Consider the following 18,015-nt stretch of genomic DNA (forward strand, 5'->3'; position numbering starts at 1 on the left):
GTGAGCGGACATTCCAAGTGGGCCACCACGAAGCACAAGAAGGCCGTCATCGACGCGCGTCGTGCGAAGTCGTGGGCGAAGCTCATCAAGAACATCGAGGTCGCCGCCAAGCTGGGTGGTGCGGACCTGCAGGGCAACCCGACCCTCTTCGACGCCGTCCTGAAGGCGAAGAAGACCTCGGTCCCGAAGGACAACATCGACCGCGCCATCAAGCGCGGCGCCGGCATCGGCGGCGAGTCGGTCGAGTACACCTCGATCATGTACGAGGCCTACGGACCCAACGGCGTGGCGCTCATGGTCGAGTGTCTGACCGACAACAAGAACCGTGCCGCCGCGGAGGTCCGCACGGCCCTCACCCGGAACGGCGGTACCCTCGCCGATCCTGGATCGGTCGCCTACAACTTCACGCGCAAGGGCGTCATCGTCGTCTCCGGTGAGGGGACGACCGAGGACGACCTCATGATGGCGGCTCTCGAAGCCGGTGCCGAGGAGATCGAGCCGCGGGCCGAGGGCTTCGAGGTCGTCACCGAGGCATCCGATCTCGTCTCGGTGCGCACCGCGCTCACCGACGCCGGCATCGAGTACGACTCGGCCGACGTCGAGTTCGTCCCGAACCTCAAGGTCGAGATCGACGCCGACACCGCGCGCAAGATCTTCCGCCTCATCGACGCCCTCGAGGACAGCGACGACGTGCAGAACGTCTACGCCAACTTCGACCTGACGCCCGAGGTCCAGGCCGAGCTCGAAACCGACGACGAGGACTGACTCCGCAGGCGCGCCGACGAGCGGATGCCGCACCTCCCGCCTAGCGTGGGGGAGTGGCATCCGCTCTTCGCGTCCTCGGCATCGATCCGGGACTCACCCGCTGCGGCGTGGGGGTCGTCGACGTGCGCGCCGATCGGTCGGCCACGCTCGTGCACGTCGGTGTCGTCCGTTCGGCGACCGATGCGCCGATCGAGCAGCGGCTCGCGAGCATCGCGGCCGGCATCCGCGCGGTGATCACCGATCACGGGCCGGACGTCGTGGCCGTCGAGCGGGTCTTCGCCCAGCAGAACCGCAGCACCGTCATGGGGACGGCGCAGGCCAGCGGCATCGCGCTGCTGCTCGCCGCCGAGCACGGGCTGCCCGCCGCGACGCACACGCCGTCCGAGGTCAAGGCCGCCATCACGGGGTACGGCAACGCCGAGAAGCTGCAGGTGCAGACGATGATCGCGCGGGTGCTGCGCCTCGACGCGCTGCCGCAGCCCGCCGACGCCGCCGACGCGCTGGCCCTCGCGCTCTGCCACGCGTGGCGTCGCGGTCCGGCCGCGGGAGGCGCCGCCGCGGCGCTCACCCCCGCCCAGCGTGCGTGGGCCGCCGCTGAGAAGGCGACGCGACGCTGAGACCGCACGTCCCAGGTGTGTCGCTCGAACATAGGTCCGAAGGCTCGCTTAGGCTCGGATCATGATCTCCTCGCTGCGCGGCCGTGTGCTGCACCTCGAACCCGACTCGGTCGTCATCGACGTGCACGGGGTCGGTTACGCGGTCGCCGTCACGGCGCAGCACGCGCGGCAGCTCCACCTCGGCGACGAGGTCTTCGTGCACACCTCGATGATCGTCCGCGAGGATGCCATGCTGCTGTTCGGCTTCGAGGACCGGTCCGAACTGGATGTGTTCGGCCATCTGCTCAGTGTCTCGGGTGTCGGCCCGAAGTCCGCGCTCGGGGTGCTCTCGGCCCTCACAGTCGATCAGATCGCGACCGCGGTCGCCGATGAGGACGACGCGCCCTTCCGCCGCGTCGCGGGCATCGGCCCGAAGACCGCCAAACTGATCGTCGTGCAGCTCGCCGGCAAGCTCACCGCGCCGGCCCGCGCGACGCCCGGCGTCCCCGCCGCGCAGGGTCTCGGCGTGCAGCTGGCGGCGGCGCTCGTCGCGCTGGGGTGGAGCGAGCGCGTCGCGACGGAGACCGCCGAGAACGTCCTGGCCGAGGCGCCCGCGGGAGCCACCGTGCCGGCGCTGCTCAAGCTCGCTCTCGCCCATCTCGGTCCCGCACGTGCGGAGCGCACCGGTGTCTGAGGCCCGCGACCAGCGCCTTCCTGAGGACGAGGGCGAACTCGCCGTCGAAGGCGCGCTGCGCCCGGGGTCGCTCGCCGAGTTCGTCGGTCAGATGAAGGTGCGCGGGCAGCTGCAGTTGCTGTTGGATGCCGCCCGCATCCAGCAGCGTCCGGCCGACCACATCCTGCTGTCGGGCCCTCCGGGGCTCGGCAAGACCACCCTCGCGATGATCGTCGCGCACGAGAGCGAGCGTCCTCTGAGGATGTCGAGCGGTCCCGCGATCCAGCACGCCGGAGATCTCGCCGCCCTGCTGTCGAGCCTGGTGCCCGGCGAGGTCCTCTTCATCGACGAGATCCACCGGATGGCGCGCTCGGCCGAAGAGATGCTGTACCTCGCGATGGAGGACTTCCGGGTCGACATCATGGTCGGCAAGGGGGCCGGGGCCACCAGCATCCCGCTCGATCTCGCTCCCTTCACCCTCGTCGGCGCGACGACGCGGTCGGGAATGCTGCCGAACCCGCTGCGCGACCGGTTCGGCTTCACCGCCCACCTCGAGTACTACGAGCCGATCGAGCTCGAGCAGGTCATCGCCCGTTCGGCGGTGATGCTCGACGTCGACCTGCCGGCCGCATCCCGCGCCGAGATCGCGCGTCGGTCGCGCGGCACACCCCGCATCGCGAATCGGCTGCTGCGCCGGGTGCGGGACTACGTCGTGGTCCACGGTGGCTCCTCGACGCAGGCGACGACGGCGGACGTGTCCGCCGCGCTCGACCTGTACGACGTCGACGATCTGGGACTCGACCGGCTCGACCGCGCGGTGCTCGACGCCCTCGTACGCCGCTTCCGCGGCGGCCCCGTGGGGCTCAACACCCTCGCGGTGACGGTGGGTGAGGAGGCCGACACCATCGAGTCGGTCGTCGAGCCCTACCTCGTGCGCATCGGCTTCATGGGGCGCACCCCCCGCGGGCGCGTCGCGACCCCCGAGGCGTACGCGCACCTGGGCATCCCCCGCCACGACGGGGCGCTGACCCTCGATGACTTATAATCGCTGAAGGCTCCGGCCTCCCACCCTCTTCGCCGCATCGCTGCGGCGTGCCCACCCGAAAGGCGGACACCCGTTCATGTTGCTTCTCTCCCAGCAGAACACCACGCAGGCCACCGGAGGCAACTTCTTCACGGACTACGGCCTGCTCATCCTGCTGGCGGGTCTGCTCGTCTTCATGTTCATCAGCTCGCGTCGTCGCACGAAGCGGATGAAGGAGGAGCAGGAGAAGAAGGCCCTGCAGATGGTGCCCGGTGTGAAGGTGCTGCTCCAGGGCGGCCTCTACGGGACGATCGTCGAGTACGACCCGACCGACCTCTCGAAGCCTGCCCACGTCGAGCTCGCCCCGGGCATGGTCGTCGAGGTCCACAGCCAGGCGATCCTGCGCGCCGTCGAAGAGGAGGAGTCGGAGGTCGATGAGACCGAGCAGGTTCCCGGCGACGACGTGATCGTCTCGCGCGACGAGACCGATGCGGAGATCCGTCCCGTCGACGGTACGCCCGACGCGGACGACAAGCCCAAGGCCTGACCTCCCCGCTCCGGCGGCCCCTCACGAAAGTTCCCTCCGTGGCTTCATCCACCCCCGTCCGGCGCGCGTGGCGCGCACTGATCGGACTCCTGGCCCTGACGGCCGTCCTCTTCGGCGTGAACGCCGCGGGCGTCTACTTGTTCGAGCGGAGCTCGTGGGTTCCCGAGCTCGCCCTCGACCTGCAGGGCGGCACGCAGATCATCCTGCAGGCGCAGACGGAGGAGGGGGCGCAGCCCACCGCCGACCAGATGCAGCAGGCGGTCTCGATCATCCGCCAGCGCGTGGATGCCTCGGGTGTCGGTGAGACCGACATCACCACGCAGGCGGGCAACCAGATCGTCGTCCAGCTCCCGGGCATCGCCGACGAGGAGACCCGCGACCGCATCGGCCGTTCGGCGCAGATGCAGCTGCGCGCGGTGCTCTACACCGCCGCTCCGACGAACACCTTCATCGGCGAGGACGGCAAGGAGACGCCCTACCCGACCCCGGGCCCCTCGCTGAACGCGACGCCCACCCCGTCGCCGACCAACGGCAGCGACTTGTCGTGGGCGACGGAGGAGGTCCAGGCCGAGTTCCTCGCCTACGACTGCGCGAACCCCGCGAACGACGCCGCACAGGAGCCCGCCGACCAGCCGCTCATCACGTGCGACGCCGACGGGTCGGCGAAGTACCTGCTCGGACCGGTCGAACTCGACGGTTCGGCCATCTCGGACGCGACGAACGGCCTCAACTCGCAGAACGGTCAGTGGGCCGTCAACATCGTCTTCGACAGCGCCGGGACGGAGACCTTCGGCGAGATCAGCCAGCGTCTGTTCAACCTGCAGCCGCCGCAGAACCAGTTCGCCTTCGTGCTTGACGGCGAGGTCATCTCGGCCCCGTCGATGAACGCGGTCATCACCGACGGCAAGCCGCAGATCACCGGCAACTTCGACCAGGAGACGTCGAAGACCCTCGCCGACCAGCTCAAGTACGGTGCCCTGCCGCTGAGCTTCGAGGTGCAGAGCAGCAACGCGATCTCGGCGACGCTCGGTTCCCAGCAACTGCTGATCGGCCTCGTCGCGGGGCTCATCGGTCTCGCCCTCGTCGCGGTCTACTCGCTCGTGGTCTACCGCGCGCTCGGGTCGGTCATCATCGCCTCGCTCGCCGTGATGGGCATCCTGACCTACATCACGCTCTGCATCCTCGCCTGGCGCATGGGCTTCCGCCTGTCGCTGGCCGGTGTCGCGGGCCTCATCGTGACGATCGGCTTCACCGCCGACTCGTTCATCGTCTACTTCGAGCGCATCCGAGACGAGCTCCGTGACGGCAAGTCGATCACGAGTGCGGTGGAGGACGGCTGGGCACGCGCCAAGCGGACGATCTACATCTCGAAGTCGATCAACATCCTCGCCGCCGTGGTGCTTTACATCCTCGCCGACGCGACCGTGAAGGGCTTCGCCTTCACGCTGGGTCTCACGACCGTCATCGACGTGCTCATCTTCGTGCTCTTCACGCACCCGGTCCTGCAGCTGCTGGCCCGGACGAAATTCTTCGGCGGCGGGCACAAGCTGTCCGGGCTCGACCCGACCGCTCTCGGCGCGGTGTACCGCGGTCGTGCGCAGTTCCGCGCACCGGTCGCCGCCGGCGGCAAGTCGCAGGCCGAGAAGCGGTCCTCGCGATCGCGGAGCGAGGCGGTGCGCCGTCAGACGATCGCCGAGCGCAAGCTCGCGCAGCAGAGCGGCGATACCCGCTCCGCAGGGGAGGGGGACGACTGATGCGCTCCATGAACGATTTCGGTAACGACCTGTACACGGGGAAGGTCTCCTTCCCGTTCGTCGGCCGTCGCCGGTTGTGGTTCCTCATCGCCGCGATCCTCGTGATCGGTTCGGCGCTGGTGCCGGTCTTCCGCCCCATCCAGTTCTCGATCGAGTTCACGGGCGGCTCGCAGTTCACCGTCAACGACGTCGCCTCTCCGGATCAGCTGCGCGCGACCGATGCGGTGCAGTCCGTGGTCCCGGATGCCGCGACCCGCGTCACGACGGTCGGCGACGACAGCCTGCGCATCCAGACCGACCAGCTGGGTGAGCTGGAGACGCGCGAAGTGACCTCCGCCCTCGTCGAGGCGTTCAACGTTCCGGATGACAGCGTGAGCTCGTCCTTCATCGGGCCGAGCTGGGGTGAGAGCGTCACCCGGCAGTCGCTGTGGGGTCTGGCGATATTCCTCGTGCTGACGTTCCTGATCCTGGCGCTGTACTTCCGCACGTGGAAGATGTCCGTCGCGGCGATGATCGGTCTCGTCGACGTGCTCGTCGTGACGGTCGGGGTGTACGCCCTGTTCGGGTTCGAGATCTCCCCGGCGGCCGTCATCGGCTTCCTCACGATCCTGTCGTACTCGCTGTATGACACGACGGTCGTGTTCGACAAGATCCGCGAGAACACGTTCGAAGACGGGGAGAAGTCCGGGAGAACGTTCGGCGAGTCGGTCAACCTCGCGGTGAACCAAACGCTCGTCCGCTCGATCAACACGACCGTCGTGGCCGTGCTGCCGACGGGAGCGATCCTCTTCATCGGCGCCCTGTGGCTCGGTGCGCAGACGCTCACCGACATCTCCCTCTCGATCTTCGTCGGAACGATCGTCGCGGCCTACTCGACGCTGTTCGTCGCGGCCCCGCTGTACTCGCTCCTGCGCGAGAACGAGTCCGACCTCAAGGCGCGGGATCAGCGCGTCGTCGAGGCTCGTTCGGCCGCCGTCGCCGCGGTCTGAGCCGGATGCGCGCGGGCGTAGGATTGTCCTCCAGTTCCACGCGCGTGCGGACAGACGGGAGGCGATCGCATGGCTGAGGCGGTCACCCCGACAGGAACCGCGACCGGGGGCCAGTCGCTGCGCCGGCTCGTGCCGCGCATCTTCTCCCGCGCCCCTTCGCGGGACGCGCTCGAGGAGCTCATGCGCACGGTGCGCATGCACCACCCTAAGGGCGACATCGCGATCGTGGAGCGGGCCTACCGCACCGCCGCGAAGGCGCACGCCTCGCAGAAGCGTCAGAGCGGCGAGCCGTACATCACGCACCCCCTCGCCGTCGCGCAGATCCTCGCCGAGCTGGGCCTCGGCCCTCGCGCCATCGCGGCGGCCCTCCTGCACGACACGGTCGAGGACACCGACTACTCGCTCGACCAGTTGACGGCGGACTTCGGCGACGAGGTCGCGATGCTCGTGGACGGCGTCACGAAGCTCGACAAGGTCAAGTACGGCGATGCGGCACAGGCCGAGACCGTGCGGAAGATGATCGTCGCGATGTCGAAGGACATCCGCGTGCTCCTCATCAAGCTCGCCGATCGCCTCCACAACGCGCGCACGTGGGGCTTCGTTCCGCCCGAGAAGGCCGCCAAGAAGGCCCGCGAGACCCTCGAGATCTACGCGCCGCTGGCGCACCGCCTCGGCATCCAGACCGCGAAGAGCGAACTCGAGGACCTCTCGTTCGCCGTCCTGCACCCGAAGCTCTACGCCGAGATCGACTCGCTGGTCAAGCAGCGCACCCCGCAGCGCGAGCAGTACGTGCACACGGTCATCGACGCCGTGGAGACGGACCTACGCGATCTCCGTATCCGCGGTCGTGTCATGGGTCGGCCGAAGCAGCTCTACTCCGTGTACCAGAAGATGGTGGTCCGCGGTCGCGAGTTCGACGACATCTACGACCTCATCGGCATCCGGATCATGGTGAACACGGTCCGCGACTGCTACGCCGTGCTCGGCGCGATCCACGCGCGGTGGACCCCGATCCCCGGGCGGTTCAAGGACTACATCGCCACGCCGAAGTTCAACCTCTACCAGTCCCTCCACACGACCGTGATCGGTCCCGGCGGGCGCACGGTCGAGATCCAGATCCGCACCCACGAGATGCACCAGCAGGCCGAGTACGGTGTGGCGGCGCACTGGAAGTACAAGGAGCAGATCGCCGGCGGCAAGGCCGACTCCAAGGCCATCGACCAGGACATGGCCTGGCTGGCGCACATCTCGGACTGGCAGGCCGAGACCGCCGATCCGGGGGAGTTCCTCGACTCGCTCCGGTTCGAGATCGGTGCGAAGGAGGTCTACGTCTTCACGCCGAAGGGACGAGTCATCGGTCTTCCGGCCGGGGCGACCCCCGTCGACTTCGCGTACGCCGTCCACACCGAGATCGGCCACCGCACGATGGGCGCGAAGGTCAACGGCCGCCTCGTGCCGCTCGAGTCCGAACTCCACTCGGGTGACGTCGTCGAGGTGTTCACCTCGAAGAACCCGGATGCCGGGCCGAGCCAGGACTGGCTGGCGTTCGTCAAGAGCACCCGGGCGCGCAACAAGATCCGCGGCTGGTTCACGAAGGAGCGCCGCGACGAGGCCGTCGAGCAGGGCAAGGACGCGATCGCCCGTGCGATGCGCCGCCAGAACCTGCCGATGCAGCGTCTGATGAGCCAGGACTCGTTCACCGCGGTGGCTCACCAGTTGCGCTACGAGGACGTCACCGCCCTCTACGCCGCAGTCGGCGAAGGACACGTCTCGACCCAGTCCGTGATCGAGAAGGTCACCGCGCTCGTGCGCTCGGAGGAGGAGGACACCTCCACCGGTCCGATCGACCTGCCCGCCGGCGGTCGGTCTAAGGCGCCGCGCGGCGGCGACTCCGGCGTGCTGGTGCGGGGTGCTCCCGACATCCTCGTGAAGCTCGCCAAGTGCTGCACGCCGGTGCCGGGCGACGAGATCGTCGGGTTCGTCACGCGCGGCAGCGGGGTCTCGGTCCACCGCGCGGACTGCACGAACGCGGCGGCGTTGCGCGACCAGCCCGATCGGATGATCGAGGTGTCGTGGGCGCCGACGTCGAAGAGCGTGTTCCTCGTGCACATCCAGGTCGAGGCGCTCGACCGGTCGGGCCTGCTGAGCGACATCACGCGGGTGCTCAGCGAGCACCATGTGAACATCCTCTCGGCATCCGTTCAGACGACCAACGACCGCCTCGCCCTCAGCCGCTACGTCTTCGAGATGGGCGACACGGTGCACCTCGACCGCGTGCTGAACGCCGTCCGCCGGATCGACGCCGTGTACGACGTCTACCGGGTCACCTCGTCCTGACGACGCCGGAGCTCGGTGGCGGCCGCCCGTTTGTGGTGGACAGGTCCGGAGGTCTCGACCCAGCTCAGCGCATCCGCGAGGAGCTCCGGGCGCCACGCCAGTACGTCGTCGACCAGCTGTGACGGACCGGCGCCGACGACGGCGTCCCGGACGAGGTCGACGAGCGTGCGCACCGGCGTCGTCACAGCCACGCCGCTGATGGTCTCGACGTCGGAGGCGGGCAGGGCCACGTCGCGGAAGCGGATGCGGGTGTCGAGGGGGACGGCAGCCCGCGTCCGGCCGGCGCGCTGCAGGGTCTGGATGAGGGGCGGTTCGGGGATCGCCCCGTGCACCCACGCCGCGCTCGCGTGCGTGACGGCCCGGTGGACCCCGGCGACCCCGCGGAACGAGGCCGCCCGCAGTTCGCGCGTCTCGACGGCATCGGCGGGCATGAACGCCTCGCCGATCTCGACGAGGTCTCCATCCAGCCGGGCTGCGGTCAACTCGGCGGTCGACAGGCGGTCATCGGCGAAGTAGAGGAACGGCCACATGAGGGCAGTCTGCGCCACCGCGCCGAGACGACGACGCCGCGGCGGGACTCTGTGGAGAATCCCGCCGCGGCGTCGGTGCTGTGTCGGAGGCGGTCAGCCGCCGAGGGCGCGCAGCCAGCCCTTGCGGGCTTCGAGCGCGTCCTTCGCCTTGGCGATCGCGGCCTTGTCCTTCGAGGCCTCGGCGGCGGCGAGCTCGTCCTCGAGCTTGGATATCGCATCCTGGAGCTGGCTCGTCATGTCGTTCTGACGCGCCTTCGTCTCGGGGTTGTTGCGCTTCCAGTCCTCGTCCTCGCGCGCCTTCAGCGCGGTCTCGACCTTGCGGAGCTGGTCGTCCAGGCCGCGCTCCGTGTCGCGAGGGAAGACCCGACCGATCTCATCCCACTGGCGCTGGATGTTGGTGAGGAGAGCGCGCGCCTTGCCGTTGTCCTTCTCCTTCGCGACGCCGGCGGCCTCGTCGAGGAGTGCGCGCTTGGCCTCGATCTTCTCCTTGGACGCCTCGACGTCGGCGTTCTCGCGTTCGATGCGCGCACCGTAGAGCACGTCGCCGGCGGCCTTGAAACGGGCCCACAGTGCGTCGTCCGCCTTCTTGCCCGCGCGACCGGCGGACTTCCACTGGTCGAGCAGCGTGCGGTAGGCGGCGATGCCGTCCTCACCCTGCGGCGCGAGGGCCTCGGCGCGCTCGACCAGTCGGGTCTTCGCGTCGCGGGCGGCCTTGTGCTGCTCGTCGAGGCTCGAGTAGAACTCGCGGCGGTTCTTGTCGATCACCGCGCGCGCGTCGCGGAACCGCTTCCAGAGCTGCTGACCGACGGCCTTCGGCAGGCGCGGGCCGCTGCTCTGGTGCTCCTGCCAGCGGGCGAACAGGGCGGCCACGTCCGCGGTCGTCTGCTTCCACTGAATGGAGCGGGGGTCCTTCGCGGCGATCGCTTCGATCTCGGCGACGATCGACTCGCGCTCGGCCACCGCGGCATCCACTGCGGCACGCTGAGCCTGAGCCTCCTCGGCGCTCGCCTCGGAGAGGGCGCCTTCGAGTGCCGTCACGCGGGCTTCGAGCGCGGCCAGGTCGCCGACGGCGGCGGCACCGTCCAGGCGCTCCCGGATGGTGCGTGCCGTGGAACGGAGGTCGGATGCGGAGGCGCCGCCGCGACGGTGGCGCACTTCGAGGAGCGTCACCTCGGAGGCGAGGTCGGCGAACTTGCGCTCGAAGTAGGCCAGCGCCTCTTCGGGGGTGCCGTCGGGGTACTGCCCGACGACACGCCACTGGTCGCCCTCACGGACGGAAACGGTGCCGTCGTCGTCGACGCGGCCCCACGGCTGGGTCTCGGCGGATTCAGGGGTGGCGTAACTCACGGGGGTCACCTCGTCGGCGGCATGCGCCGCATGGGGGTCGGATTAGTGACTCAGCCTAGTACGGCGGTCACGGGGTCGGAGAGGGGGTCGGCGAGCCCGACGGCGAGGGGGACGGCGTCGGCGACCCGCTCGGTCCCGGGGTGGGTGTCCCGCTGGGGGAGGTCGGCGCGGTCGGTGTCGGCGCTGGCTCCGGCATGCCCGGCCCGAGCGTGTAATAGGCGACCTGCGCACCCAGCAAGGCGGCGATCAGGAGGCCGCCGGCGACGCCCGCGATCAGGTTGTCCCGGCGCCTGCGCTGGATGACGGAGGCGTGGAACCGGCGCCGCGCCTCATACAGTCGGGCACGCTCGCGCTCCTGCGCACTGTCGCGCCCCTTGCCCCTGCCCGCTGCCACGGTGATCCTCTCGTCGGCGCCGCGCACGCCCGCGCGGCCATCTGCAGAGTATTCAGTCCCCGGCATCCGTTCCAAACCGGAGCCCCGCAGCCTTGGCACGATGTCGGTGGGGGCGGTTAGCCTGGGGGGATGGCCCAGAGTGACGCGCTTTTCCGCGGTGCGACGCCGCTGGCCGTGAGGATGCGGCCCGCATCGCTCGACGAGGTCGCAGGGCAGACGCACCTGTTGCGCCCCGGCTCTCCGCTCGTGGCTCTCGCCGACCCCGGCCGTGCGACGACCGGAGCCGTGTCGGTGATCCTCTGGGGCCCGCCCGGCACGGGCAAGACGACGCTCGCCCAGGCCATCGCGCGGACGTCGGGCCGTCGGTTCGTCGAACTGTCCGCGGTGACCGCGGGCGTGAAGGACGTGCGCGAGGTCATGCAGGAGGCGATGACCCAGCGCGACCTGTACGGGACGTCGACCATCCTGTTCCTCGACGAGATCCACCGGTTCACCAAGGCCCAGCAGGACGCCCTGCTCCCCGGCGTCGAGAACGGATGGGTCATCCTCATCGCCGCGACCACCGAGAACCCTTCGTTCTCGGTGATCTCGCCGCTGCTGTCGCGCTCGCTCCTGCTCACCCTGCAGCCGCTGACGGACGCCGACCTCGGCATGCTGATCGACCGCGCCGTGACCGACGCTCGCGGACTCGCCGGGGCCGTTGAGCTCTCGGACGACGCACGGGCGGCGCTCGTCCACCTCGCCTCGGGTGACGCGCGCCGCGCCCTCACCTCGCTGGAGGCCGCCGCGGCCATGGCGGAGCCCGGGGAGGAGGCGCCGGTCATCACCGCCGAGCACGTCGCCCAGGCCGTCGACCGCGCTCTCCTGCGTTACGACCGGCAGGGCGACGAGCACTACGACGTCATCAGCGCGTTCATCAAGTCGATCCGCGGTTCGGATCCGGATGCCGCCATGCACTACCTCGCCCGCATGATCGAAGCAGGGGAGGACCCGCGTTTCATCGCGCGACGGCTCGTGATCTCGGCCGCCGAGGACATCGGCCTCGCCGATCCGCAGGCGCTGCAGATCGCGGTCGCGGCCGCCGACGCCGTGGCCTTCATCGGGATGCCGGAGGGCCGCATCCCGCTCGCGGAGGCGACGGCGTACCTGGCGACGACGGCCAAGTCGAACGCGGCGTACAACGCCATCAACGCCGCGATCGCGGACGTCCGCGCGGGCGGCTTCGGGCGGGTGCCGGTGCACCTGCGCGACGCGCACTACGCGGGAGCCAAACGCCTCGGTCACGGTAAGGGCTACGTCTACCCGCACGACCTCGACGTGGGCGTCGCGACCCAGCAGTACCTCCCCGACGAGCTGCGCGGCCGACGCTATTACGAGCCGACGTCGCGCGGCGTCGAGCGCGACATCTCCGCCCGCCTGGAGAAGATCCGGAAGATCCTCGGTGACTGACCCCTGGGAGCGCCGCATCGAGGCCATCTGGGAGGGCGCCGACGACGGGAAGCCGGAAGCGCTGCGATCGGCGATGGCGGACGCCCTCGCCGGGCGCCCGGAGGACGATGCGCGGTGCCTGTTCGAGCGGGCATCGGTCGAGGACTTCCTAGGGGAGGAGGCGGCCGCCATCCCGCTGTACCGGCGCGCGCTGGATGCGGGACTCCGCCCGCCCCTGCGCAGTCAGGCGATCATCCAGCTCGCGAGTTCGCTCCGGAACGTCGGCGATGCCTCCGGGGCGATGGCGGCCCTCAAGGGGATCGATCCCGCCGACCCGCTGTCCGCGGCGGCGGCAGGATTCGAGGCCCTCGCGCTCTACGACGACGACAAGCCCGCGCGTGCCCTGCGGACCGCGCTCGGCGCTCTCGCGGACGAGGTTCCCCTCTATGGTCGTGCGCTGCGCGCCTATGCGGCGGACGTCCGCACACGCCCCCGCATCCGGGTCATCGCCGTCGCAGTGCTGATCCGCGACGGCCACGTCCTCGCCGAGGAGTACGCCGCGACGCCGGCCCGTCCCGCGTTCCTTCGCGCTCCCGGCGGAGGAGTGCAGCCGGGCGAGACCGCGGAGGCGGCCGTCCGACGCGAGATCGCCGAGGAGCTGGGGGTGACCGTCACCGAGACCCGACTCGTCGGGGTGGTCGAGAACATCTTCGACAACGAGGGCCGGCCGGGGCACGAGATCGCCTACGTCTTCGCGATCCGGAGCCCCGAGCTGGAGGCTCACCCGCGGGGCGACCGCCTGCCCGTACTCGACGGCGACACCACCGTCGGCTGGTACCGCCTCGAGGACGTGTCGGAGGAGTCCGTGCCGTTCTATCCGCCCGGCGCCCTCGATCTGGCACGCGACCGGGGATGATCCGGTCCGTCTGTTAGACTTGATCGGCTCGAAACCGTGTTTTCGGGCATCCTCTTCTCTCTTTCCCACCTTTCGGCGTGCCCCGGCGTGCAGTCCGGAAGGGCGAGAGACGGCGATACGCCCGTGAGCCGTGAAAGACATGGCCACGTCATGGAAGGAAGATTTCGTGGCAACGAAGTCCCAGGACCGCCGCAAGGTGCGCCTCTCGCGCGCCCTCGGCGTCGCACTGACCCCTAAGGCCGCCCGCTACCTCGAGAAGCGTCCCTACGCTCCCGGTGAGCACGGCCGCACTAAGCGCAAGCAGGACAGCGACTACGCCGTCCGTCTCCGCGAGAAGCAGCGTCTGCGCGAGCAGTACGGCATCCGCGAGAAGCAGATGCGCAACACGTTCAACGAGGCCCGCCGCACCGAAGGTCTGACCGGTGAGAACCTCGTCGAGCTCCTCGAGATGCGTCTCGACTCGCTCGTGCTGCGTGCCGGCTTCGCCCGCACCACCGCACAGGCTCGTCAGCTCGTCGTGCACCGTCACATCCTCGTCGACGGCCAGCTCGTCGACCGCCCGTCCTTCCGCGTGAAGCCGGGCCAGACGATCCACGTCAAGCCCAAGAGCGAGGCTCTCGAGCCGTTCCAGGTCGCAGCCGCCGGCGGTCACGCCGAGGTCCTGCCTCCGGTTCCCGGCTACCTCTCGGTCGAGCTCGACAAGCTCCAAGCACGTCTCGAGCGTCGCCCGAAGCGCGCCGAGGTCCCCGTGACCTGTGAAGTCCAGCTCGTCGTCGAGTACTACGCCGCGCGCTGATCTCCGGATCGAGCGGTTCGAAGGGGCGTCGGGTTCACCCGGCGCCCCTTCTGCTTTGCACCTAACATGGATCCCATGAAGAGCGTCCTCTGGTTCCTGCTGGGCATCGCCGGTGGCTTCGTCGTCGCGCACCTGGTCAACAAGGACCCCCGAGGTCAGGAGCTGCTCTCCGAGGTCGATCTCCGGATCTCCGAGTTCACCGACCGGATGGCCGACGCCTACCGGGCGCAGGAAGCGAAGATCGACGGCATCGTCGCCGACGCGAAGGACCTCGCCGCCGACGTCGCCGCCGCCGGCCGCTCGGCCGCAGCGAAGCTCGACGACTGACCACCCCCACATCTCCCGGTCGCCTCCTCGCGGATGCGACCGATCCCGCCTGCAGTTGAGGACACACGATGAAGACCGCTGAGATCGCCCGGCGCTACCTGGACTACTTCGAGAAGAAGGGGCACACGATCGTGCCCTCGGCATCCCTCGTCAGCGACGACCCGGCGCTACTGTTCACGGTGGCGGGCATGGTCCCCTTCATCCCGTACCTGTCCGGCGACGTGCCCGCGCCCTACAAGCGCGCCGCCGACAACCAGAAGTGCATCCGCACGAACGACATCGAAGAGGTCGGCAAGACCCCTCGCCACGGCACCTTCTTCCAGATGCTCGGCAACTGGTCGTTCGGCGACTACTTCAAGGAAGGCGCGATCCGCTACGCCTGGGAGCTGCTCACGACGTCCGAGGAGGAGGGCGGCCTGGGCTTCGACCCGAAGGATCTGTGGGTCACCGTCTACGAGGAGGACGACGAGGCGATCAAGCTCTGGCTCGAGCACTCCACGCTGCCCGAGGAGCGCATCCAACGACTCGGCAAGGACACCAACTACTGGACGACCGGCCTTCCCGGCCCGGCCGGCCCGTGCTCGGAGATCTTCTTCGACCGCGGCCCGGCCTACGGCGTCGACGGTGGTCCCGCGACCGACGACGACCGGTACGTGGAGATCTGGAACCTCGTCTTCATGCAGTACGAGATCACGAACGTCCGCTCGAAGTACGAGTTCGACATCGTGGGCGACCTCCCGGCGCAGAACATCGACACCGGCATGGGCCTCGAGCGGGTCGCCTTCATCAAGCAGGGCGTCGACAACATGTACGAGACGGACCAGGTGCGTCCCGTCCTCGACAAGGCCGTCGAGCTGTCGGGCAAGCGGTACGGCGAGAACCACGACGACGACGTGCGCTTCCGCGTGGTGGCCGACCACATCCGGTCCTCGCTCATGCTGCTCTCGGACGGGGTGACGCCCGCCAACGACGGCCGCGGCTACATCCTGCGCCGTCTGATGCGCCGCGCCATCCGTTCGATGCGCCTGCTCGGCGTCGACGGTCCGACGTTCGCCGAGTTGTTCGCCGTCTCCCGCGACGCCATGAAGGAGTCGTACCCGGTCGTCGAGACCGACTACGCGCGGCTGTCGCAGTACGCCCTCGCGGAGGAGGCGACGTTCCTCCGGACCCTGGCGAGCGGTTCTGAGATCCTCGACACCTCGATCGAGTCCGCGAAGTCGTCCCAGTCGACGTCGCTCAGTGGCTCCCAGGCGTTCCTGCTGCACGACACCTACGGCTTCCCGATCGACCTCACCCTCGAGATCGCCGAGGAGGCCGGACTCACGGTCGACCGCTCCGGCTTCGACGCCCTCATGAAGGAGCAGCGCGAGCGCGCGAAGGCCGATGCGCGCTCCCGCAAGGGCCAGCTGGCCGACACGAGCGTCTACCGCGACTTCCGCGCGCTGGGCGAGACGGTCTTCACGGGGTACACCGACCTCGAGACCGAGTCCCGCGTGCTCGGCATCCTCGTCGGCGGCGCACCCGCCGACCGTGCCTCTCAGGGCCAGATCGCCGAGGTGATCCTCGCCGAGACCGCGCTCTACGCCGAGTCCGGCGGCCAGGTCGCCGACAAGGGCGTCATCGTCGGCCCGGGCTACGAGCTCGAGGTCCTCGACGTGCAGAAGCCCGTGCCGGGACTGGTCAGTCACACCGTCGAGGTGACGACGGGCGAGGTCGCCGTCGGTCACGCCGCGACGACGGTGGTGGATGCCGCCAACCGCCGCGCGGCCGCGCAGGCGCACTCGGCGACCCACCTCGTCCACGCCGCGCTCCGCGACACCCTCGGCAAGGGGGCGACGCAGGCGGGCTCCCTCAACCGTGCCGGATACCTCCGGTTCGACTTTTCGTGGGGTCAGGCGCTCTCGCCCGAGACCCGCAGCGAGATCGAGGAGATCGCCAACAACGCGGTCCGCGACGACCTCGAGGTCACGACGCGCGTCCTTTCCCTCGACGAGGCCAAGTCGGCCGGCGCGATGGCGCTGTTCGGCGAGAAGTACGGCGACCGTGTGCGCATGGTCGACATCGGCGGACCCTGGTCGCGTGAGCTGTGCGCCGGGACGCACGTGTCCTCGAGCGCGCAGATCGGTCTCATCAACCTGGTGGGGGAGTCCTCCGTCGGTGCGTCGAACCGTCGTGTCGAGGCTCTCGTGGGTCAGGACGCCTTCCGCGAGCTCGCCGCCGAGCGCGCGATCGTGTCGCAGCTCACGTCGGGGCTGAAGATCCCTCGCGACCAGTTGCCCGCGCGCATCGCGGAACTGCAGGCGAGCCTCAAGGCCGCGGAGAAGAAGATCGCCCAGTTCGAGGCCAAGGCCCTCGGCGAGCGCGTCCCGACGCTGGCGGCATCCGCTGTCCGCGCCGGTGCGCACAGCGTCGTCGCCCAGTCCGTCGGCACCGTCGGGTCTGCCGACGACCTGCGCTCGCTCGCCCTGCAGGTGCGCGAGCGCCTCGGAACCGACGCGGCCGTCGTCGCGCTCGGCGGCGAGGTCGGCGGACGCCCCGTCGTCATCGTCGCCACGAACGAGGCTGCCCGCGCGGCGGGCGCCAAGGCGGGCCTGCTCGCACGCTCCGCGGCGGGTGTGCTCGGCGGCGGCGGCGGTGGACGCGACGACGTCGCGCAGGGCGGCGGGACGGATGCCTCGGCACTGCCGGCGGCGCTGCAGGGCATCGTGTCGGCGCTGGAGAGCGCTGCCGCGTGAGCGGGTTCCGCCGCGGGGTGCGCCTCGGGATCGACGTCGGGCGCGCCCGTGTCGGCGTGGCGCGGTGCGACCCCGACGGCCTGCTCGCCGTTCCGGTCGAGACGGTGCCGCGTGCGGAGACCTCGGTCGCCCGCATCGTCGAGATCGCCCGCGAGTACGACGCGCTGGAAGTGCTGGTCGGTCTGCCGATCAGTCTCGGGGGAGCGGAGACCGCCTCGACGACCGACGCCCGTGAGTTCGCGATCGCTCTGGATGCCGCGCTGGAGGTGCCCGTGCGCCTCGTCGACGAGCGTCTGAGCACCGTGTCGGCCAACGCCGTCCTCCGGCAGAACGGGCGTTCGCAGAAGTCATCTCGTAGGATTGTCGACCAGATCGCCGCGGTCGTTCTCCTCCAGCAGGCGATCGACGTCGAGAAGAGCACCGGTAACCCGGCCGGTGCGGCGCTGTAGGAAGACGCAGGAGTCCACCGATGCCCGAGACGCCTTCGCGCGACGACCATTCCGGCGCCCCCGCGGACGAGACCGCGACCACCGGCGCACCCGTGTCCCGGCGCGCCGCGCGTCAGGCTCAGCAGGGCGCGAGCGGTGACGCGACGCAGGCGTCCGCTCCGACACCGCCGTCGCGTCCGCAGGCTCCACCGCGTGCGACGGTGTCCTCGACGGCTCCCATCGACGCCCTCTTCGAGGAGAAGGGCCTGGGTGCGCCCTCGACCGCGTCGAACCGCCACGACCGCGACCGGCGCAAGAGCCGCGTGGCGGCGTGGGGGGGTCTTCGCAATCGTCCTCGCGATCCTCGGCGGTCTCGTCGCCGGCGGCTTCTACGTCTGGAACACCTACGAGGACCAGATCCGTGCGGTC

General features: G+C 69.8%; 17 protein-coding genes. 14 read left to right on the top strand and 3 right to left on the bottom strand.

Annotation, left to right across the window (positions count from 1 at the left end):
* From AB0P29_RS13035 to AB0P29_RS13070, 8 genes are all read left to right on the top strand, one after another.
* Nucleotides 1-765, top strand: a complete 765-nt coding sequence (locus tag AB0P29_RS13035; protein ID WP_217531651.1) for a YebC/PmpR family DNA-binding transcriptional regulator — start codon at nt 1-3, stop codon at nt 763-765.
* Between the two features lie 53 nt (nt 766-818).
* Entirely contained in the window at nt 819-1,382 is a 564-nt protein-coding gene (gene ruvC / locus AB0P29_RS13040; protein ID WP_253034624.1) for a crossover junction endodeoxyribonuclease RuvC, read from the top strand.
* 61 nt (nt 1,383-1,443) lie between these two features.
* Entirely contained in the window at nt 1,444-2,055 is a 612-nt protein-coding gene (gene ruvA, locus AB0P29_RS13045; protein WP_253034625.1) for a Holliday junction branch migration protein RuvA, read from the top strand.
* Complete coding sequence (gene ruvB / locus AB0P29_RS13050) at nt 2,048-3,079, top strand: Holliday junction branch migration DNA helicase RuvB (protein ID WP_253034626.1); 1,032 nt, start codon at nt 2,048-2,050, stop codon at nt 3,077-3,079. The genes ruvA and ruvB overlap by 8 nt, the downstream gene beginning before the upstream one ends.
* 76 nt (nt 3,080-3,155) lie before the next feature.
* Nucleotides 3,156-3,605 carry a preprotein translocase subunit YajC gene (locus tag AB0P29_RS13055; protein WP_217531647.1) on the top strand — a complete coding sequence of 150 codons (450 nt, stop codon included), beginning with the start codon at nt 3,156-3,158 and terminating at the stop codon, nt 3,603-3,605.
* Between the two features lie 38 nt (nt 3,606-3,643).
* The gene (gene secD / locus AB0P29_RS13060) at nt 3,644-5,359 is read left to right on the top strand and encodes a protein translocase subunit SecD (protein ID WP_253034628.1); all 1,716 of its coding nucleotides are present in this window, start codon (nt 3,644-3,646) and stop codon (nt 5,357-5,359) included.
* Nucleotides 5,359-6,348, top strand: a complete 990-nt coding sequence (secF, locus tag AB0P29_RS13065) for a protein translocase subunit SecF (RefSeq protein ID WP_253034629.1) — start codon at nt 5,359-5,361, stop codon at nt 6,346-6,348. Before secD ends, secF begins: the two co-directional genes overlap by 1 nt.
* Nucleotides 6,349-6,417: 69 nt before the next feature.
* The gene (locus AB0P29_RS13070; RefSeq protein WP_253034630.1) at nt 6,418-8,685 is read left to right on the top strand and encodes a bifunctional (p)ppGpp synthetase/guanosine-3',5'-bis(diphosphate) 3'-pyrophosphohydrolase; all 2,268 of its coding nucleotides are present in this window, start codon (nt 6,418-6,420) and stop codon (nt 8,683-8,685) included.
* Here AB0P29_RS13070 and AB0P29_RS13075 read toward each other — a convergent pair.
* The 3 genes from AB0P29_RS13075 to AB0P29_RS13085 all read right to left on the bottom strand — a co-directional run bounded on the left by AB0P29_RS13075 (nt 8,664) and on the right by AB0P29_RS13085 (nt 10,956).
* The gene (locus AB0P29_RS13075; protein ID WP_253034631.1) at nt 8,664-9,233 is read right to left on the bottom strand and encodes a type IV toxin-antitoxin system AbiEi family antitoxin; all 570 of its coding nucleotides are present in this window, start codon (nt 9,231-9,233) and stop codon (nt 8,664-8,666) included. The two genes, AB0P29_RS13070 and AB0P29_RS13075, sit on opposite strands and share 22 nt — an antisense overlap.
* A gap of 75 nt (nt 9,234-9,308) precedes the next feature.
* Nucleotides 9,309-10,562, bottom strand: a complete 1,254-nt coding sequence (locus AB0P29_RS13080) for a DUF349 domain-containing protein (protein WP_363380352.1) — start codon at nt 10,560-10,562, stop codon at nt 9,309-9,311.
* Between the two features lie 67 nt (nt 10,563-10,629).
* Nucleotides 10,630-10,956: a dioxygenase gene (locus tag AB0P29_RS13085; protein WP_363380355.1), complete on the bottom strand. Its 327-nt coding sequence runs from the start codon at nt 10,954-10,956 to the stop codon at nt 10,630-10,632.
* A gap of 129 nt (nt 10,957-11,085) precedes the next feature.
* Between AB0P29_RS13085 and AB0P29_RS13090 the strand changes: the two genes are divergently transcribed.
* The 6 genes from AB0P29_RS13090 to ruvX all read left to right on the top strand — a co-directional run bounded on the left by AB0P29_RS13090 (nt 11,086) and on the right by ruvX (nt 17,607).
* Entirely contained in the window at nt 11,086-12,405 is a 1,320-nt protein-coding gene (locus AB0P29_RS13090) for a replication-associated recombination protein A (protein ID WP_363380357.1), read from the top strand.
* A complete protein-coding gene (locus AB0P29_RS13095; RefSeq protein WP_363380360.1) occupies nt 12,398-13,300 on the top strand; it encodes a tetratricopeptide repeat protein in 903 nt (300 codons plus the stop codon). The genes AB0P29_RS13090 and AB0P29_RS13095 overlap by 8 nt, the downstream gene beginning before the upstream one ends.
* A 166-nt stretch (nt 13,301-13,466) precedes the next feature.
* A complete protein-coding gene (gene rpsD, locus AB0P29_RS13100; RefSeq protein ID WP_082886095.1) occupies nt 13,467-14,096 on the top strand; it encodes a 30S ribosomal protein S4 in 630 nt (209 codons plus the stop codon).
* Nucleotides 14,097-14,171: 75 nt separating this feature from the next.
* The gene (locus AB0P29_RS13105) at nt 14,172-14,423 is read left to right on the top strand and encodes an ATPase (RefSeq protein WP_217531957.1); all 252 of its coding nucleotides are present in this window, start codon (nt 14,172-14,174) and stop codon (nt 14,421-14,423) included.
* Between the two features lie 68 nt (nt 14,424-14,491).
* Nucleotides 14,492-17,158, top strand: coding sequence for an alanine--tRNA ligase (gene alaS / locus AB0P29_RS13110; RefSeq protein WP_363380363.1), 2,667 nt, complete (start codon nt 14,492-14,494; stop codon nt 17,156-17,158).
* A complete protein-coding gene (gene ruvX / locus AB0P29_RS13115; protein WP_363380365.1) occupies nt 17,155-17,607 on the top strand; it encodes a Holliday junction resolvase RuvX in 453 nt (150 codons plus the stop codon). Before alaS ends, ruvX begins: the two co-directional genes overlap by 4 nt.
* Nucleotides 17,608-18,015: the final 408 nt, after the last annotated feature.

The sequence above is a fragment of the Microbacterium sp. NPDC080220 genome (assembly GCF_040686395.1).
Taxonomy (GTDB): domain Bacteria; phylum Actinomycetota; class Actinomycetes; order Actinomycetales; family Microbacteriaceae; genus Microbacterium; species Microbacterium gawkjiense.

Coding starts and splice junctions, on each gene's coding strand:
- ruvA (WP_253034625.1), top strand. CDS start 1,444: ATGATCTCCTCGCTGCGCGGCCGTGTGCTGCACCTCGAACCCGACTCG.
- AB0P29_RS13055 (WP_217531647.1), top strand. CDS start 3,156: ATGTTGCTTCTCTCCCAGCAGAACACCACGCAGGCCACCGGAGGCAAC.
- secF (WP_253034629.1), top strand. CDS start 5,359: ATGCGCTCCATGAACGATTTCGGTAACGACCTGTACACGGGGAAGGTC.
- AB0P29_RS13070 (WP_253034630.1), top strand. CDS start 6,418: ATGGCTGAGGCGGTCACCCCGACAGGAACCGCGACCGGGGGCCAGTCG.
- AB0P29_RS13090 (WP_363380357.1), top strand. CDS start 11,086: ATGGCCCAGAGTGACGCGCTTTTCCGCGGTGCGACGCCGCTGGCCGTG.
- AB0P29_RS13105 (WP_217531957.1), top strand. CDS start 14,172: ATGAAGAGCGTCCTCTGGTTCCTGCTGGGCATCGCCGGTGGCTTCGTC.
- alaS (WP_363380363.1), top strand. CDS start 14,492: ATGAAGACCGCTGAGATCGCCCGGCGCTACCTGGACTACTTCGAGAAG.